Below are 17,114 nucleotides of genomic sequence, written 5' to 3'. Positions count from 1 at the left end.
TCAGACCGCGGTGCGCGCTCCCACGCGGCCGTGGCCCTTGCCCGGGCGGTCGTCGCCGAACACCGGGTGGCTGCCGCCGCGGTCGAAGCCGCGGCCCGGGTGGTCGTCGCCGTGCACCGGGTGGTCGTCGCCGAAGACCGGGTGACCGCCGGTGCCAGGCTCCTCCGGCTCGTCACCCTCGAACGCCAGGCCGATCACGACGGCGTCGTGGTCGCTCGCGCGGTAGGGGTCGGGGGCGAACAGGGCGTCCTGCGCGGGCTGCTTGAACGCCATCGTGTAGTCGATGAGGCTCGTCTCGTCGGCGTTGGCGTGCCAGGCGGCCGCGCCCACGACGCTCGGCAGCAGCTCGGCGTCAGCCAGGCCGTAGTCGAGGTAGCCGAGCTGGCCGTCGAAGACGTAGGTGTACGCCTCCTCGCCCTCGAACGCCTTGAGCAGGTCGCTCCAGCCGGCAGCCTCGAGGGTGGTGATCGGGTCCTCGTGGTCGTACGAGTTCAGGTCGCCGATGATGAGCGAGCCGTCAGCGTCGACGCCGGTCGGGCTCGTGGCGAGCCAGTCGGCGAGCGCCGCCGCCGCAGCGGTGCGCACGTCGTTGCAGTTGCCCTGCTCCGGCTCACCGGAGTCGCCCTCGCACACGGAGCCCTTCGACTTCAGGTGGTTGACGGCGACGGTGACGATGCCGCCGGTCGCGAGGTCGCGGAACGACTGCGCGAGCGCGGGGCGGTTCTTCGACGTGTCGAAGCGGGGGTCGATCGACGAGTCGAGCACCGCGTGCGCGCCCTCGGGCGAGACGAGCGCCGGCTGGTAGATGAGCGCGGTGGTGATCGCGTCGGTGCCGAGCTGGCCGGTGTCGATGCCCGCCCAGTGCGCGGAGCCGTCGGCGTTCGGGCCGGCCGCCTCGTTGAGCGCGGCGACCAGGGTGTCGAGCGCGAGCCCAGCGTTGTTCTCGATCTCGAGCAGGCCGACGATGGCCGAGTCGAGCTCGTCGATCGCGGCGACGATCTTCGCCTCCTGGCGCTCGAACTCCTCGGCCGTGACCGCGCCGCGGCTGTTCAGCGTGGTGAAGTAGTTGAGCACGTTGAACGAGGCGACCTCGAGCGATGCGCCCTCGAACTCGGGCGCAGCCTGGCGCTCGTTCACCGCCGTGTAGACGCCCGCCTCGGTCGGCTGCAGCTTCCACAGGCTGTTGCGGAACTCCAGCACGCCGGTGATGCCGGTGATCGTGTCGCCGCCGCGGAAGTCGTTCTCGAGCGTGAACGCATCGAGGTTGCCCGGGTGGATGGCGGGGTCGGCGTTCTGCGAGGAGCGCGCGTCGTCGATGGTGATGCGGTTGGCGTCGTTCGCCGCGGCGATCGCAGCGGCCTCGGCCGAGCCAGGCGCGGCGACGGCGGTCGGCTGGAACTGGCGGTCGGTGCCCACGACGACCTCGCCGTAGCGGCCGTAGTTGAAGTACTCGAGGATCGACAGCGACTGGGTCAGCGTGACGAGCATGCCCTCGAAGGCCTCCTCGTCGGCGATCGGCAGCTCGAGCGCGAGCGGCGCCGGCAGCGCGCCGTCGCCGCAGTCGAGCACGGTCGGGTTGGTCAGCTGCGTCTGGCCCTGGAACTCGGCGGCGGTGCCGGTGACCGTCAGCAGGTCGCCCTCGGCGACCTCGACGGCGCCGGGCGCGTAGACGAAGATGCCATCGCTCGTCGCGGCGTCGCCGTCACCGGCGTCCTGCAGGTGGAAGCCGTTGAAGCCGCCCACCTGCCAGTCGCCGACGACCGTGCCGCGCACGGTGACCGTCTGGCCGGCGATGGGGGTTGCAGCCCCCGTGCCCTGCACCGTGCCGATCGCCACCGCGTCCGACTCGCAGGTGACATCGGCGGGCGGCTCCTCGACCTCGTCGACGCGGTTCGGCTGGCCGGGGGTGTTCCAGGCCTGGCCGGGAGCGGGGGTGCCGGTGCGCCCCTCGATGCCGGCGCCGGAGAACGCGTTGCGCACCCAGTCGGCGGCGGCGTCGGTGTCGGTGCCCTCGGGGATGCGGCTGGCGCCGCCAACGGTGGCCGTGCCGCCGTCGAACGATGTGACGAGCGCCGCTCCATAGGTCAGGTCGCCCGCGCCGCCGTCGCTGACGCCCACGGCGTCGATCACGGTGAAGCCGAGCCCCGCGTCGATCGCGCCGTCACGGTCGGCGTCGACGACCTGCCCGTTGGCGATCGCGCCCGAGACGAGCAGCAGGGAGGCGGAGTTGTTCTGGATGCCGTTCAGCGGGTACTGCAGGAGGCCGCGGCCGGTCGCATCGAGCGAGGGCGCGGCGTCGACGCGGATGACCTTGCCGAGGTTGGTGTTGTTGTCGCCCTCGATGATGGCGAGCGAGAAGTCGCTGAGGTCGGTGCCAGGAGCGCCGAGCAGCTCGACGAACTCGCCGTTCGTGTCGGTGCTGTCGACGTCGGCCGAGAACTCGTTGATGACGGGATGCTCCGCGGCGACTGCCGGGGAGGCGACGATGCCCGTGAGGGCGAGCGCGGCGACTGTTCCAGTGCCGAGCAGGGTGCGTGCACGCATAGATCCACTCCGATGTGATGCAGGGGTCACGCACAACCTAGTCAGTGCGGACGACGCAATGCACGCCTTTCCGTGAACATCCGGTGACCGGCTGCTGAAGCCGTCAGGGGGTCAGCGGAAGATGATGGTGCGCTGCCCGTCGAGCAGCACGCGATCCTCGGCGAACCACTGCACCGCGCGCGACAGGGTGCGCGACTCGACGTCCTGCCCGATGGCGATCAGCTGCTCGGGCGACTGGGCGTGCTCGACCCGCTCGACGTTCTGCTCGATGATCGGGCCCTCGTCGAGGTCGCTCGTGACGAAGTGGGCGGTCGCGCCGATCAGCTTCACGCCGCGCGCGTGCGCCTGGCGGTAGGGGTTCGCGCCCTTGAAGCCGGGGAGGAAGGAGTGGTGGATGTTGATGATGCGGCCCTCGAGCGCGGCGCAGAGCTCCGGGGAGAGGATCTGCATGTAGCGGGCGAGCACGACCAGCTCGATCTGCTCCCGCTCGACCACCTCGAGCACGCGACGCTCGAACGCGGCCTTCGTGGACGCATCCGTCACCGCCGTGTGCTCGAAGGGCACGTCGTAGAAGGCCGCGAGCGAGCCGAGGTCGGCGTGGTTCGACATCACCAGGGGGATGTCGACCGAGAGCTGCCCGGCGCGCTGGCGGAAGAGCATGTCGTTGAGGCAGTGCGCGGCCTTCGAGACCAGCACCAGCGTCTTCAGCGGGCGGCCCACGTCGTCGAGCTGCCACTGCATGCCGTAGCGCTCGACGACCGGCGCGAGCCGCGCCTCGAAGTCGGCGCGGTCGGCCTGGGCCTCGACCTGCAGCCGCATGAAGAAGCGGTCGGTGTCGGCGGAGGAGAACTGCTGCGACTCGGTGATGTTGCCGCCGCAGTCGACGATGGCGCCCGTGATCGCGTGCACGATGCCCGGGCGGTCCTCGCACACGAACGACAGGATCCAGTGGTTCGCGCTCACCCGGCGATTCTATGAGTCCCGCGTAGGCTCTCGGACGTGAGCGAGCAGACGACGACCGACCAGCGCTCGTCGAAGTTCCCCACCGGCGCGCTGCTCGTGCTGGCGCTGGCGATCTTCGTCAACATCTCGATCGAGATGCTGCCGATGGGGCTCGTGCTGCCGATGAGCCGCGAGCTCGGGGTCTCCGAGAGCGCCGTCGGCCTGCTCGTGTCGGTCTTCGCCTTCACGGTGGTGCTGTCGTCGACCCCGCTGATCCGCCTGACCCGCAGGCTGCCGCGGCATCAGCTCGTGATCGGCGTGCTGCTGGTGTTCGCGGTCGCGACCTTGGCCGGTGCGTTCGCGCCGACCTACGAGTGGGTCGTCGTCTCGCGCATCGTCGGCGGCCTCGCGCACGGCATCTTCTGGACGGTGGTGGGCGCCTACGCCGCCTACCTCGTGCCGAAGGAGCAGATCGGCCGCGCGGTCGCGATCACGAGCGCGGGCGGCTCGCTGGCGTTCGTGCTCGGCCTGCCGCTGTCGACCCTGCTCGGGCAGGCCGTCGGATGGCGCGCCGCCTTCGCGGTGCTGGGCGTCGCCTGCCTGGTCGCGGCGTTCGCGGTGTGGCGCGTGCTGCCGGCCGTCGACCACCTCGCCGACGTGGCGACGACCGAGACCGGATCGATCGCCATCCCGGTCGCCGACCCCGACAAGTCGGTGCGCGGCGTCGTCATCGCGGTCGTCTCGACGACGCTCGCGATGACCGGGCAGTACGCCTTCTACACCTTCATCTCGCCGTACCTCGTGCAGCACGCGCAGCTGCCCGAGGCATGGCTGAGCCCGGCGCTGCTCGCCTACGGCGTCATGGGGGCGCTCGCGATCGTGGTCATCGCCGTGTGGCTCGGCCGCCGCGCGCTCGCGGGAGTGGTGATCTGCATGGTGCTCATGCTGGCCACGATGGTCGCGCTCGCGCTCTCGACCGTGCTGCCGATCACCTTCGCGGCCGTGCTGGTGTGGGGCTTCGCGATGGGCGCGCTGCCGCCGCTGCTGCAGACCCGCGTGCTGCACGCCGCCGAGGATCGCTTCCTGCAGCCCGCGATGGCCTGGTACACGACGGGGTTCAACACCGGCATCGGCGCCGGCGCCCTCGTCGGCGCGCTGGTGTTCGACTCCTTCGGCCCCGGCGCACTGCCGTGGGTGCTGTTCACGGGCGTCGCGGTCAGCCTCGTGCTGATCGGGATCGACCGCGGCCTGGCGCGCCGCCGCACGCAGCCGACGGCCTGACGCGAGCGGCAGCGGCGAGGTCGCGGCCGCGGCTCGGGCCGGCCGGCCTCAGGCCAGGCCCTGCGGCACCGCGTCGCGCAGCGCCGCCCGCACCGCACCGATCGCGGGGTTGCCGACCGACGACGCCCGCGCCGCGGTGAACACCTCGCGGCGCGGCGCCCCCGGCAGGTCGATCAACCGGAAGCCCACCGACTCGCCCGCCCAGGTGAGGTCATTCATGATGCCGACCGCGTGGCCGGTCTCGATCAGCCGCATCTGCGCCTGCAGGTCGGCGGTCGCGAAGCGCACGTCGGGCTCGAAGCCGGCGACGCGGCACTGCTGCTCGCCGAAGTGGCGTGAGGCGGCACCGATCGGCTCCATCACCCACGGCCACCCGGCTGCATCCGCCAGCCTCTCGATCGGGCTGTCGGGCGGCACGGCCAGCCGCAGCGCGTCGGTCATCAGCAGCTGCCGGTCGAGGCCCGCGTGCTGCGGGGCGGCGTGGCCGGGGTACTGCTCGGCGACGACCAGGTCGAAGTCGCCGACGAAGGTGTCGTAGAGCGCGGTCTCGGGCTCGCGCTGCACCATCTCGACGCGCACCTCGGGCGCGGTCTCGGCGAGCAGCCGCAGCATCTGCGGCACGAGGCCGAGCGCCGCCGACTGGAACACCGCGATCCGCACCGTGCCCAGCGATCGCCCGAGCGAGGCCGCGACCGCGCGCTCGGCGGCCTCAAGGGCGGTGAGGATGCCCTCGGCGTGCTGGGCGAGCAGCTCACCCTGGGCGGTCAGGGCCAGGCGGCGCCCCTGCTTGCGGGTGAGCGGCACGCCCACCTCGCGCTCGAGCGCCGAGAGCTGCTGCGAGACGGCGCTCGGCGCGTACGCGAGCGCGGTCGCGACCGCGGCGATGGTGCCGCGCAGCCGCAGCTCGCGCAGCAGCCGCAGGCGTCGGACGTCGAGCATGGGGCGGCCTCCAGAAGCATCGCGGTTCGCGACGGATACCCGTCGTGAACCGTCACTGTACGCGATGCATCCGCGGGTGCAGACTTGCCGCGACGCACCACCGTGCGCTCAGGGATCCAGCAGCGAAAGGGCAGCCGCATGGGCGCAGCCGCCACCTCCTCCACCACCGCGTCGGCGCAGCGTGCCGCGACCGCGAAGGCGGCCGACGCCGCCGCCGCGGAGGCCACCGCGACCGGTGCCGACATCGGCCTCGACGCGGCCGAGCTCGAGAGCCTGCAAGCGCTCGCTCCCGCGATCGTCGCGCAGGTGCGCACTTGGCTGGAGGCCGCCGAGCGCATCCCCGCCGATGCGAGCGCCGAGCAGCTGGCCGGCGTGCTTCGCGACCCCAAGGGCCTCGACTTCGCCGTCGCGTTCGTCGACGGCGTCGTGCGCCCGGAGGATGTGCATGTCGCCGCGCGCAAGCTGCGCGACATCGCCGGCGACGCCCCGGGCTTCCTCCCGTGGCCGATGCGCCAGGCGCTCAAGCTCGGCGGCGGGGTCGCGCCGCTCGCGCCGCAGATCGTGGTCCCGATCGCGCGCCGCGTGCTGCGCGAGATGGTCGGCCACCTCATCATCGACGCGACCGACGCCCGCCTCGGGGCCGCGATCAAGCGCATCCGCGACACCGGTGCACGGCTGAACGTCAACCTGCTCGGCGAGGCCGTGCTCGGCGACCGCGAGGCCGCCCGCCGCCTCGACGGCACGCTCGCGCTCATCGAGCGCCCCGACGTCGACTACGTCTCGATCAAGGTCTCGGCGACCACCGCGCCGCACCAGGCGTTCGCCTTCGACGCCGCCGTCGACGAGGTCGTCGAGCGACTGCTGCCGCTCTACCGCCGCGCGCACGCGACGAAGACCTTCATCAACCTCGACATGGAGGAGTACAAGGACCTCGAGATGACCATGGCGGTCTTCACGCGGATCCTCGACGAGCCCGGCCTCGAGGGCTATGAGGGCGGCATCGTGCTGCAGGCCTACCTGCCCGACGCGATGGGCGCCATGCAGCGCCTGCAGACGTGGGCGGCCGAGCGCATCGCCGCCGGCGGCGCGCCCGTCAAGGTGCGGCTCGTGAAGGGCGCGAACCTGCCGATGGAGCGCGTCGAGGCGTCGCTGCACGGCTGGCCGCTCGCCACCTGGCACACCAAGCAGGACAGCGACACGCACTACAAGCGCGTGCTCGCGTGGTCGCTCACCCCCGAGCGCATCGCCGCCGTGCGCCTCGGCGTCGCCGGCCACAACCTCTTCGACGTCGCCTTCGCGTGGCTGCTCGCGAAGCAGCGCGGCATCGAGTCGGGCTCGGGCTCGGCCTCGGGCCTCGAGTTCGAGATGCTGCTCGGCATGGCGCAGGGCCAGGCCGAGGTGGTGCGCCGCGACGTGGGTGGGCTGCTGCTCTACACGCCGGTCGTGCACCCCGCCGAGTTCGACGTGGCGATCGCCTACCTGATCCGCCGCCTCGAGGAGGGCGCGAGCCGCGAGAACTTCATGTCGGCCGTCTTCGAGCTCGCGAGCGACGAGTGGCTGTTCGCGCGCGAGCGCGACCGCTTCCTCGCCTCGCTCGACGCGCTCGCGGCGCCGGCGCTCGCCACGCACCGCGACCAGGACAGGACGGGGGCGGATGCGTCTGCCGACGTCTCGGAGACCGGGTTCGAGAACGCTCCCGACACCGACCCGTCGCTGCCGGCCAACCAGGCGTGGGCCGCGGGCATCCGCGAGCGCGCCCGCACCTCGACGCTGGGCGTCGACCTCGTCGAGGCCGCGACCCTGCGCGACGCCGACGCGCTCGAGACGACGATCGAGACGGCGATCGCCGCGAACGACGCCTGGCGCGCGCTCTCGGGCGACGAGCGCGCCGAGATCCTGCACCGCGCCGGCCGCGAGCTCGAGGCGCGCCGCGCTGAGTTGATGGAGGTCGCGGCCAGCGAGGCAGGCAAGACCCTCGACCAGTCCGACCCCGAGGTGTCGGAGGCCGTCGACTTCGCCCACTACTACGCCGAGCGCGCCCGCGACCTCGACCGCGTCGACGGCGCCGTCGCGGTGCCGGCGAAGCTCATCGCGGTCACCCCGCCGTGGAACTTCCCGATCGCCATTCCCGCAGGCTCGACGCTCGCGGCGCTCGCGACCGGCGCATCCGTCATCGTCAAGCCCGCTCGCGCCACCGCGCGCACCGGCGCGATGATGGTCGACGCGCTCTGGGCCGCCGGCGTGCCGCGCGACGTGCTGCAGCTCGTGCAGCTGGGGGAGCGCTCGCTCGGCGACCGGCTGATCGGCGACCCGCGGGTCGAGCGCGTGATCCTCACCGGCGGCTTCGAGACCGCCCAGGCCTTCCGACGCATCCGCCCCGATCTGCCGCTGCTCGCCGAGACGAGCGGCAAGAACGCCATCATCGTCACGCCCAGCGCCGACTACGACCTGGCCGCGAAGGACATCGTGGCGAGCGCTTTCGGCCACGCGGGGCAGAAGTGCTCGGCCGCGTCGCTGGCGATCCTGGTCGGCCAGGCCGGCCGCTCGAAGCGGCTGCACAACCAACTCGTCGACGGCGTGCGCTCGCTCACGGTCGGCATGCCGTGGGAGGCGACCGCCCAGATGGGCCCGGTCATCGCGCCGGCCGAGGGCAAGCTGCTCGAGGGCCTCACGACCCTCGGCGAAGGCGAGTCGTGGGTGGTCGAGCCGCAGCGGCTCGACGACTCCGGCAAGCTCTGGAGCCCGGGCGTGCGCGCCGGCGTGCAGGCGGGCAGCGAGTTCCACCAGACCGAGTACTTCGGGCCGATCCTCGGCGTCATGCGCGTCGAGACGCTCGACGAGGCCATCGCGCTCGTGAACGCCGTCGACTACGGCCTCACGTCGGGCCTGCACTCGCTCGACCCCGACGAGATCGGCCGGTGGCTCGACACGGTCGAGGCCGGCAACCTCTACGTCAATCGCGGCATCACCGGCGCCATCGTGCAGCGGCAGCCCTTCGGCGGCTGGAAGCGCTCGGTCGTCGGCCCCACCACCAAGGCGGGCGGGCCGAGCTACCTGATGCCGCTCGTCGACTGGCGCACGGCCGAGGCGCGCTCGGTCGCGCCGATCGCGCTGCCCGCGGTGCAGACGATCGTCGACGCGGTCGAGTCGCTGGCACGCGCCGGGGCGTCGAAGGGGGCGGATGCGTCGGTGACGGCCGATGCGTCCGTGACGGCCGACGAGGCGGCTGCGCTCCGCCGCGCGGCCGGCTCCGACCAGCAGGTCTGGGCGAGCGAGCTGGGCGTCGCGCTCGACGTGCAGCAGCTGTCGGCCGAGCGCGACATCCTGCGGCACCTGCCGATGCCGGGCGTGGTCGTCCGGCTGGCCGAGGGCGGTCGCATCGCGCAGCTCGCGCGGGTCGTGGCCGCGTCGCTGCGGGCGGGCGCCGAGGTGCGCGTCTCGTCGGCGATCGAGCCCGCTCCCGCGGTGCGCGCGGCGTTCGCGGCGGCGGGAGTCGCCGTCGAGGTGCACGACGACGCCGCCTTCCGGGCCGTGGCGGCGCGCCCGCCGCAGGGACGCATCCGCTACCTCGCCGCCGACGGCACCGTCGCTGAAGGCGTGCGGCTGCTGGCCGAGGCGGTCGACGGCCGCCCCGATCTCGCGATCGTGGCGCACCCGGTGACCGAGGCTGGCCGCGTCGAGCTGCTGCCGTTCCTGCGCGAGCAGGCGATCGCCATCACGGCGCACCGCTTCGGCACGCCGAACCACCTCACCGACGCGCTCATCTGAGCGAGTCCGGTCGCCGCACGGTCCCGCCTCCTCGTGAGGCGGGCCCGTGCGCGTCGGCCCACGTCGCCGCTTTTCGTGGACCCCTTCCACCAACCGCGACCCGGTGCACCAGGTCACCATTGGTGGAATGGGTCGAGCGCACGCGGAGTGCGCGCGGGGCGCGCTCGGAGTGCGCGCGGGGCGCACGCGGGGCGCGCGGGGGCTCCTACAGCACCAGGTGCTGCCGCCCGTCGATGAGCTCGCGCGCCGCATCGAGGTGGCCGGCGTGCGTCGCCGCATCGAGGATCACGTGCAGCAGCACCGCGGCCAGGTCGGCGAACCGGCCCTCGGGCCACTCCGGCTCGGGTCGCAGCGGCGCCGCAGAGAGCGGGAGCCCGGCGACGATCTCGTCAGAGCGGGCGATCGCGTCGTGGTACTCGCGCACCACCGCATCCGTCGCCTCGTCGGCGCCGACTCGCCAGTCTGCAGGCCGCCCCTGGTCGAGCTCGGCGTCGTCTGCGGGCCAGTAGTCGAGCGGCTCACCGGCCATCACGGTGTGCAGCCAGTAGCGCTCGCCGCCGAGCGTCAGATGCCGCACGAGCCCGATCGGCGACCAGCCGGACGGCAGCGCGGGGGAGCGCAGCTGCGCGTCCGTGAGGCCCTCGAGCGACTCGAGCACGTGCTGCCGCTGCCGGTCGAGCGCGGCGAGCAGGAGCGAGCGGATGCGGTCGTCTTCGGCCATGCGCCGATCCAAGCACGCTCAGCCCGCGAACCACCCGCCATCGTTCGGGATGATGGCGCCGTTCACATTGCTCGCCGCATCGGAGGCGAGGAACGCCAGCAGGTTCGCCTGCTCGATCGGCTGCGCCACGCGCAGCGCCGACTGGTGCACCGGCGTGATCGCGCCCATGCTCTCCATGTCGATGTGCTGCTGGATGTCAGCCGTCATCACGTTGGTCTCGACGCCGCCGGGTGCCACGGCGTTCGCGCGGATGCCCTGCTTGCCGTAGGTGTAGGCCGTGTTGCGGGTGAGGCCCACGACGGCGTGCTTCGAGGCCGTGTACGCGGCTCCGGCAGCCGCGCCGCGGATGCCAGCCGCCGAGGCGACGTTCACGATCGAGCCGCCACCGGCCGGCAGCATCACCCGCAGCGCCGCGCGCGTCAGGAAGAACGGGCCGTCGAGGTTCACGCGCATGATGCGCCGCCAGACATCGTCCTCGGTGGTCGCCGCGCCCGCGAAGCGATCCATGATGCCCGCGTTGTTGACGAGCACGTCGAGCTTGCCGTAGCGCTCGACGGCCGCCGCGACAATGGAATCGGCGACGGCGACGTCACCGATGTCACCGATGACGGCGGATGCGGTGCAGCCGGCGGCCTCGATGGTCGCGACGGTCTCGTCGGCAGTCCCGGCGATGTCGCTGACGACGACGGTCGCACCGAGCTCGGCGAACAGCTGCGCGGTCGCGCGGCCGATGCCGCTGCCCGCGCCGGTGATGACGGCGACCTTGCCGGTGAGATCGATGACGCCCATGCGTGCTCCTCTGTCGTTGAACTGCCTGGCGTCAGACTGCGGTCTCTCTCTATGACGCGACTATGACGATTGCTCGAGCCGCTGCACGGGGTTGCCGGACCGCACGCATCCGCCGTCGTCGTCGTGCCGCGGCTACGATGAGAGCGGCCGTGACTGGCGCAGAGGTGGAGCACCACCGGGGAGCGGCCGACAGCCGCCGCGCGCCTGGGCATCCGAACCAGCGACGCGCGCCAGCGCACCAGCGAAGGAGCAACCGTGACCGACCGCCTGCCCTCCACGTTCAACAGCCCGCTCACCGAGGTCGATCCTGAGATCGCCGCCGTGCTGCAGCTCGAGCTCGACCGCCAGCGCGACTACCTCGAGATGATCGCGAGCGAGAACTTCGTGCCCGTCGCGGTGCTCGAGGCCGCAGGTTCGGTGCTCACCAACAAGTACGCCGAGGGCTACCCGGGCCGCCGCTACTACGGCGGCTGCGAGCACGTCGACGTCGCCGAGTCGCTCGCCATCGAGCGCGCGAAGTCGCTCTTCGGCGCCGCGTTCGCCAACGTGCAGCCCCACTCGGGCGCGACCGCCAACGCCGCCGTGCTGCACGCGATCGCCCGCCCCGGCGACACGATCCTCGGCCTCTCGCTCGACCACGGCGGCCACCTCACGCACGGCATGAAGATCAACTTCTCCGGCCGCCTCTACGACATCGTCGCCTACGGCGTCGACGCCGAGACGAGCCGCGTCGACATGGACGAGGTGCGTCGCCTCGCCGTCGAGCACAAGCCCAAGGTGATCATCGCCGGCTGGTCGGCCTATCCGCGCCAGCTCGACTTCGCCGCCTTCCGCGCGATCGCCGACGAGGTCGGCGCGCTGCTCTGGGTCGACATGGCGCACTTCGCCGGCCTCGTGGCCGCCGGCCTGCACCCGAACCCGGTGCCGCACGCGCACGTCGTCTCGTCGACCGTGCACAAGACCATCGGCGGCCCCCGCTCGGGCTTCATCCTCACGAACGACGCCGACATCGCCAAGAAGCTGAACTCGGCCGTGTTCCCGGGCCAGCAGGGCGGCCCGCTCATGCACGTGATCGCCGCGAAGGCGACGGCGTTCAAGCTCGCGGGCTCCGAGGAGTTCAAGGAGCGCCAGGAGCGCACGCTGCGCGGCGCCCACCTCCTCGCCGAGCGGCTCATGCAGCAGGACGTGGCGGATGCGGGCATCTCGGTGCGCTCGGACGGCACCGACGTGCACTTGGTGCTCGTCGACCTCCGCGACGCGGCCATCGACGGCAAGCAGGCCGAGGACCTCCTGCACGAGATCCGCATCACGGTCAACCGCAACGCGGTGCCGAACGACCCGCGCCCGCCGATGGTGACGAGCGGCCTGCGCATCGGCACGCCGGCGCTCGCGACGCGCGGCTTCGGCGACGAGGAGTTCACCGAGGTCGCCGACGTGATCGCGCTCGCGCTGCTGCCGGGCGCCGACCTGCCGGCGCTGCGCGCGCGGGTGGCGAAGCTCGCCGACGGGTTCCCCCTCTACCCCGGTGTGGGCCCGTCGGGTCAGCCGGCGATGGTGCACGAGCTGGGCTCCAGCGTCGATCGAGGCAGCGTCGACCGATGACCGCGAGGATCCTCGACGGCAACGCCACCGCATCCGCCATCAAGGCGCAGCTGCGGGAGCGCGTCGAAGCGCTCAAGGGCAAGGGCGTCACGCCCGGCCTCGGCACCCTGCTGGTCGGCGACGACCCGGGCAGCCAGTCGTACGTGAAGGGCAAGCACCGCGACTGCGCCGAGGTAGGCATCGAGTCGATCCGTGTCGACCTGCCCTCGAGCGCGTCGACCGCCGACGTGCGCAAGGCGATCGCCGACCTCAACTCGGCGCGCGAGGTGACCGGCTACATCATCCAGCTGCCGCTGCCCGCCGGGCACGACGAGCACGCGATGCTCGAGCTGATGGACCCGGCGAAGGACGCCGACGGCCTGCACCCGGTCAACCTGGGGCGCCTGGTGCTGGGCGTCGACGGGCCGATCGACTCGCCGCTGCCGTGCACGCCCGCGGGCATCGTGCAGATGCTGCGCCACCACGAGATCGAGATCGCCGGCGCGATGGTCGCGGTCGTCGGCCGCGGCCTCACCGTCGGCCGCCCGCTCGGGCTGCTGCTGACCCGCAAGGGCATCGACGCGACCGTGACCCTCTGCCACTCGCGCACGCCCGACCTGGCCGCGCAGGTGCGCGAGGCCGACATCGTCGTCGCGGCGGTGGGCGTGCCCGGGCTGATCAAGGCCGACTGGGTGAAGCCGGGCGCGGCGGTGCTCGACGTGGGCATCACGCGGGGCCTGTCGGCCGAGACCGGCAAGGTGAAGCTGCTCGGCGACGTCGATCCGGGCGTGCGCGAGGTCGCCGGCTGGGTGTCGCCCGTGCCGGGCGGCGTCGGACCCATGACGCGCGTGATGCTGCTCGACAACGTCGTGCAGATGGCCGAGAAGGCGGTCCGCTCGCGCTGAGCTAGCGGGTGTACGCCTCGCGCAGCGCCGGGTAGTAGTCGTCCCAGTTCGGCATCGGCTGCCCGGCCAGCGCGGCGACCAGCCGGTCGAGGTACCACTCCCAGCCCGGCCCGACGTCGGGCAGCTGCGCGAGCGGCACGTCGTGGTGGGTGAAGCGGATCGTCGTGCCCGAGCCCGCCTCGTGCCCGCCGTCGACCAGCTCGACCTCGAGGCTCCAGTGGCCCGACTCGTCGGTGGTCTGCACCGCCAGGTGCTCGGGCGGCTGGCAGTCGAGGATCTCGACGGCGCTGGTCGCCTCGCCGCCCTCCGCGTTCATCGACAGCACCACCTCGCCCGAGTCGGGGTCGCCGACGTACGAGCCGATCCAGGTGCCGAGCTCGCGCGACTCCGCGAAGTACGGCCAGACCGCGATCGCGTCCTTCGGCACGTGCCGCTCGAGCGACAGCTCCGCCGCGTCGCCGTGCACCTTGACGGTGCCTGTCGCTGTGACTGCCATGTGGCTCCCTCCGACGCGGCCGAGCCTACGCATCCGCCCCTGTGCACCGCCAGCGTGGGGTGCACGTCCTGGCGTCAGTGCGCGTGGATCGCGTCGACGTACACCTGGATGCGCTTGGCGTAGACGTCGGCGTTGCGCTGGATGCCGCGCCGCTCGTCGTCGGTGGTCTCGCGCCGCACCTTGCCCGGCACGCCCGCGACGAGCGAGTTCTCGGGGATCACGGTGCCCTCGGTGACGAGCGCGCCCGCGGCGACGATGCTGCCGGAGCCGATGACGGCGCCGTTCATGACGGTCGCGTGCATGCCGATGAGCACGTCGTCCTCGACGGTGCAGCCGTGCACGACGGCGTTGTGGCCGATCGAGACGCGCGCGCCGATGCGCAGCGGCGAGCCGTGGTCGACGTGCAGCGAGCAGTTGTCCTGCACGTTCGAGTCGTCGCCGATCGTGATCGACTCCTCCTCGGCGCGCAGCGCAGCGCCCGGCCAGATGCCGACGCGCTCGCCGAGCGAGACGCCGCCCGCGACGACGGCGCCCGGCATGACCAGGCCCGACTTCGGCAGGTGCGGCACGCGGCCTGGCAGCGGGATGATCGTGGCGCGCTCGTGGACGGTCATGCGCTCAGCGTAGCCGCGGCGTACCGTGGGCCCCATGCACACCTCGCCCGCTCGCATCGAGGCTCTCGAGCCGCACCAGGTGTTCGTCTTCGGCTCGAACGCGTCGGGGATGCACGGGGGCGGCGCCGCTCGGATCGCCCAGGAGCGCTTCGGTGCCGTCTGGGGCGAGGGCCACGGCCTGCACGGCCAGTCGTACGCCATCGACACGATGAGCGGGATGTCGGTGATGGCCGAGGAGGCGGCGACGTTCCTCGCCTTCGCGGCGGCGCATCCGGAGCTCGAGTTCCTCGTCACCGAGATCGGCTGCGGCATCGCCGGCTTCACTCCCGAGCAGGTCGCGCCGCTGCTGCGGGGCGCCGGCGACAACGTGCTGCTGCCGGCGCGCTTCGCTGCCGTGCTCGACGCCGACTGAGGGCTACCGTGGGGGAGGGCCTGCGCCCGGCCCCCGTAGCCCAACCGGCAGAGGCAGCGGACTTAAACTCCGCCCAGTCTGGGTTCGAATCCCAGCGGGGGCACCGGGTGGTCGAACGGGCGACGCCGTGCCGCGGGCGGCCGCCGTCGCGTCTACGCATCTCTGCGCATTCCGTCGGCGCGCGCGGCTGGCGAGACTCGTGGTGGCTCGGGTCACCTCAGCACCCGGGAATGCGCCGGCTAGTCCCGCCGCAGCCCGCTCGCGCGGGTGGGCACGGCCTCCGCCTCGTCTGGGTGGGTGGGGAGGAGGCCGGCCCGTTGCGCGATCAGCACCGCCTCGAGCCGGTCGCGGGCGCCGAGCTTGCGGTACAGGTTCTCCTGGTGCTTGTGCACGGTGCGGGGCGAGACCCCGAGACGGGCGCCGATCGACACGGCGGTGCCGCCCGCGTACATCAGGTGCAGCACGCCGCGCTCGCGAGGCGTCAGCAGCGGTGCGCCGGCATCCGGCTGGGCGGGGGAGCGCTCGCGGATGCGCGCCAGCAGCTCGACATGGGCGTCGAGGCCGCGCAGCAGTCGCGCGTGCTCGACCAGCGGTCGCAGCTGCAGCCGGCCGATCGGCTCGGGCGCCAGCAGCGACCACCCGTCGTACTCGCCGAGCGACGAGACGGGGAAGGCGACCTGGTGCACCGTGATCTGCAGCGCCTCGATCAGGTGCCGGGTGCGGGTGCTCAGCGTCCAGCCGCCGCGCAGCACGTCCTCGAGCCTCGTCGGCCGCTCGTCGCCGGTGTGCATCCGGTACCGGTAGAGCGGATGCTCGCGGATCTCCGCAGCGCCGGGCAGCTGCTCGGCGGCGGGCCGGAAGCCGTGGCCGTGGATGCGCATGATCGCTTCCGAGCGGTGCCGTTGCACGCGCACGCGGGTGCCCATCTCGGTGCCGGTGGCGGCGAGGATCGACTCGGCCAGCAGCACGCGCGCAGCGTCGACGTCGTGCTCGTCGAGCACGTCGGCAACCACGTCGGCGAGGTTCGCGCGCATGCCGCGAAGCATAGATCGGTCGACGCGCAGGGGGAAGAGCGGATGCGCTCCCGCGGCTCGAGGCTGTTGGGCAAAGCATCAGAGAAGTCGGGTACACCACTCCCAGGGGTCTCGCACCGTTCCCACATCCGACCCCAGAGGGGGGTTCGATGTCGATCGCAGCGAAGGATTCGGCGAAGCCGGGCAGGCGCACGTCGCTCCGCCGCCGGGAGGCCATCGCCGGCTACCTGTTCATCTCGCCGTGGGTGATCGGCTTCCTGGTCTTCACCCTCGGCGCGATGATCTACAGCCTGGTCATCTCGTTCAGCTTCTACCAGCTGGCCACCGACACGGCGCGCCCTGCCGGCTTCGCGAACTACGAGCGGCTGTTCGAGGACCCGAAGGTAATGACCTCGCTGGCCAACACGCTCTACTACGCCGTGCTCGCCGTGCCGTTCGAGATCGTGCTCGCCCTCGGGCTCGCGATGCTGCTGAACAGCGTGCGCCGCGGCGCGGGCTTCTTCCGCACCGTCTTCTACCTGCCGAAGATGACCCCGACGGTCGCCACCGCATCCATGTTCCTGCTGCTCCTGAACGGCAACCAGGGCGCCATCAACCGCGGGCTCGCCGCGATCGGCATCGAGGGTCCGCAGTGGCTGATCGATCCGGCGTGGGTGAAGCCGTCGATCGTGCTCATGACGCTCTGGGGCGTCGCCGGCACGATGGTGATCTTCCTGGCCGCGCTGCAGAACGTGCCGCGCGAGCTCTACGAGGTCGCCGAGGTCGACGGCGCCGGGCCCCTCCGGCGGTTCTGGAACATCACGCTGCCGATGATCTCGGGGGCGCTCTTCTTCAACGTGCTGGTGCTGACGATCGCCGCCTTCCAGATCTTCGACCAGGCGTTCCTGCTCTTCCATCGAGATCAGGTGCAGGGGGCGTCGGATGCGTCGCTGTTCTATGCGATCTACCTGTTCCAGCAGGCGTTCCGGCAGTTCGACTTCGGATTCGCCTCGGCCATGGGCTGGCTGCTGTTCGTCATCATCGTCGCGATCTCGCTGATCCAGGTGAAGGTCGGCAACCGGTTCGTCTACTACGAGAGCGAGCGCTGA

At 72.2% G+C, this 17,114-nt stretch carries 14 protein-coding genes, 1 tRNA gene and 1 riboswitch; of the genes, 7 read left to right on the top strand and 8 right to left on the bottom strand.

The window, feature by feature from the left end:
- Window positions 1-2,544, bottom strand: a complete 2,544-nt coding sequence (locus Q9250_RS12315; RefSeq protein ID WP_306232172.1) for an ExeM/NucH family extracellular endonuclease — start codon at window positions 2,542-2,544, stop codon at window positions 1-3.
- Window positions 2,545-2,655: 111 nt separating this feature from the next.
- On the bottom strand, window positions 2,656-3,507 hold the full coding sequence (gene purU / locus Q9250_RS12310; RefSeq protein WP_306232171.1) for a formyltetrahydrofolate deformylase: 852 nt from the start codon (window positions 3,505-3,507) through the stop codon (window positions 2,656-2,658).
- Between the two features lie 36 nt (window positions 3,508-3,543).
- On the opposite strand from purU, the gene Q9250_RS12305 reads away from it, so the two are divergent.
- The gene (locus Q9250_RS12305; protein ID WP_306232170.1) at window positions 3,544-4,767 is read left to right on the top strand and encodes an MFS transporter; all 1,224 of its coding nucleotides are present in this window, start codon (window positions 3,544-3,546) and stop codon (window positions 4,765-4,767) included.
- Between the two features lie 48 nt (window positions 4,768-4,815).
- Here the strand turns inward: Q9250_RS12305 and Q9250_RS12300 are convergent, their stop codons facing one another.
- On the bottom strand, window positions 4,816-5,706 hold the full coding sequence (locus tag Q9250_RS12300; protein ID WP_306232169.1) for a LysR substrate-binding domain-containing protein: 891 nt from the start codon (window positions 5,704-5,706) through the stop codon (window positions 4,816-4,818).
- A 138-nt stretch (window positions 5,707-5,844) separates the two neighbouring features.
- Between Q9250_RS12300 and Q9250_RS12295 the strand changes: the two genes are divergently transcribed.
- On the top strand, window positions 5,845-9,474 hold the full coding sequence (locus Q9250_RS12295; protein WP_306232168.1) for a bifunctional proline dehydrogenase/L-glutamate gamma-semialdehyde dehydrogenase: 3,630 nt from the start codon (window positions 5,845-5,847) through the stop codon (window positions 9,472-9,474).
- Window positions 9,475-9,679: 205 nt separating this feature from the next.
- On the opposite strand, the gene Q9250_RS12290 is transcribed toward Q9250_RS12295, so the two are convergent.
- Together Q9250_RS12290 and Q9250_RS12285 are read right to left on the bottom strand one after the other, a co-directional pair.
- Entirely contained in the window at window positions 9,680-10,195 is a 516-nt protein-coding gene (locus tag Q9250_RS12290) for a DinB family protein (RefSeq protein ID WP_306232167.1), read from the bottom strand.
- An 18-nt stretch (window positions 10,196-10,213) separates the two neighbouring features.
- Window positions 10,214-10,984 (bottom strand): SDR family NAD(P)-dependent oxidoreductase, encoded by a 771-nt coding sequence (locus tag Q9250_RS12285; RefSeq protein ID WP_306232166.1) that lies wholly within the window; start codon window positions 10,982-10,984, stop codon window positions 10,214-10,216.
- Window positions 10,985-11,123: 139 nt separating this feature from the next.
- Window positions 11,124-11,201, top strand: a riboswitch (ZMP/ZTP riboswitch).
- 38 nt (window positions 11,202-11,239) lie between these two features.
- Between Q9250_RS12285 and glyA the strand changes: the two genes are divergently transcribed.
- Window positions 11,240-12,586 carry a serine hydroxymethyltransferase gene (glyA, locus tag Q9250_RS12280; RefSeq protein WP_306232165.1) on the top strand — a complete coding sequence of 449 codons (1,347 nt, stop codon included), beginning with the start codon at window positions 11,240-11,242 and terminating at the stop codon, window positions 12,584-12,586.
- A complete protein-coding gene (locus tag Q9250_RS12275) occupies window positions 12,583-13,470 on the top strand; it encodes a bifunctional methylenetetrahydrofolate dehydrogenase/methenyltetrahydrofolate cyclohydrolase (protein ID WP_306232164.1) in 888 nt (295 codons plus the stop codon). Before glyA ends, Q9250_RS12275 begins: the two co-directional genes overlap by 4 nt.
- 1 nt (window position 13,471) lies before the next feature.
- Here the strand turns inward: Q9250_RS12275 and Q9250_RS12270 are convergent, their stop codons facing one another.
- Window positions 13,472-13,966, bottom strand: a complete 495-nt coding sequence (locus Q9250_RS12270; protein ID WP_306232163.1) for an SRPBCC domain-containing protein — start codon at window positions 13,964-13,966, stop codon at window positions 13,472-13,474.
- A 74-nt stretch (window positions 13,967-14,040) separates the two neighbouring features.
- Window positions 14,041-14,580, bottom strand: a complete 540-nt coding sequence (locus Q9250_RS12265) for a gamma carbonic anhydrase family protein (protein ID WP_306232162.1) — start codon at window positions 14,578-14,580, stop codon at window positions 14,041-14,043.
- 34 nt (window positions 14,581-14,614) lie between these two features.
- On the opposite strand from Q9250_RS12265, the gene Q9250_RS12260 reads away from it, so the two are divergent.
- The gene (locus Q9250_RS12260) at window positions 14,615-14,992 is read left to right on the top strand and encodes an A1S_2505 family phage non-structural protein (RefSeq protein ID WP_306232161.1); all 378 of its coding nucleotides are present in this window, start codon (window positions 14,615-14,617) and stop codon (window positions 14,990-14,992) included.
- A 29-nt stretch (window positions 14,993-15,021) separates the two neighbouring features.
- Window positions 15,022-15,095, top strand: a tRNA-Leu gene (locus tag Q9250_RS12255).
- Between the two features lie 136 nt (window positions 15,096-15,231).
- On the opposite strand, the gene Q9250_RS12250 is transcribed toward Q9250_RS12255, so the two are convergent.
- Window positions 15,232-16,026 (bottom strand): helix-turn-helix transcriptional regulator, encoded by a 795-nt coding sequence (locus Q9250_RS12250; protein ID WP_306232160.1) that lies wholly within the window; start codon window positions 16,024-16,026, stop codon window positions 15,232-15,234.
- A 149-nt stretch (window positions 16,027-16,175) separates the two neighbouring features.
- On the opposite strand from Q9250_RS12250, the gene Q9250_RS12245 reads away from it, so the two are divergent.
- Window positions 16,176-17,114 carry a carbohydrate ABC transporter permease gene (locus Q9250_RS12245; RefSeq protein ID WP_306232159.1) on the top strand — a complete coding sequence of 313 codons (939 nt, stop codon included), beginning with the start codon at window positions 16,176-16,178 and terminating at the stop codon, window positions 17,112-17,114.

The organism is Agrococcus beijingensis (genome assembly GCF_030758955.1).
In the GTDB taxonomy this organism is placed as follows: Bacteria; Actinomycetota; Actinomycetes; order Actinomycetales; family Microbacteriaceae; genus Agrococcus; species Agrococcus beijingensis.
This window is presented reverse-complemented; position numbering and strand designations above follow the sequence as displayed.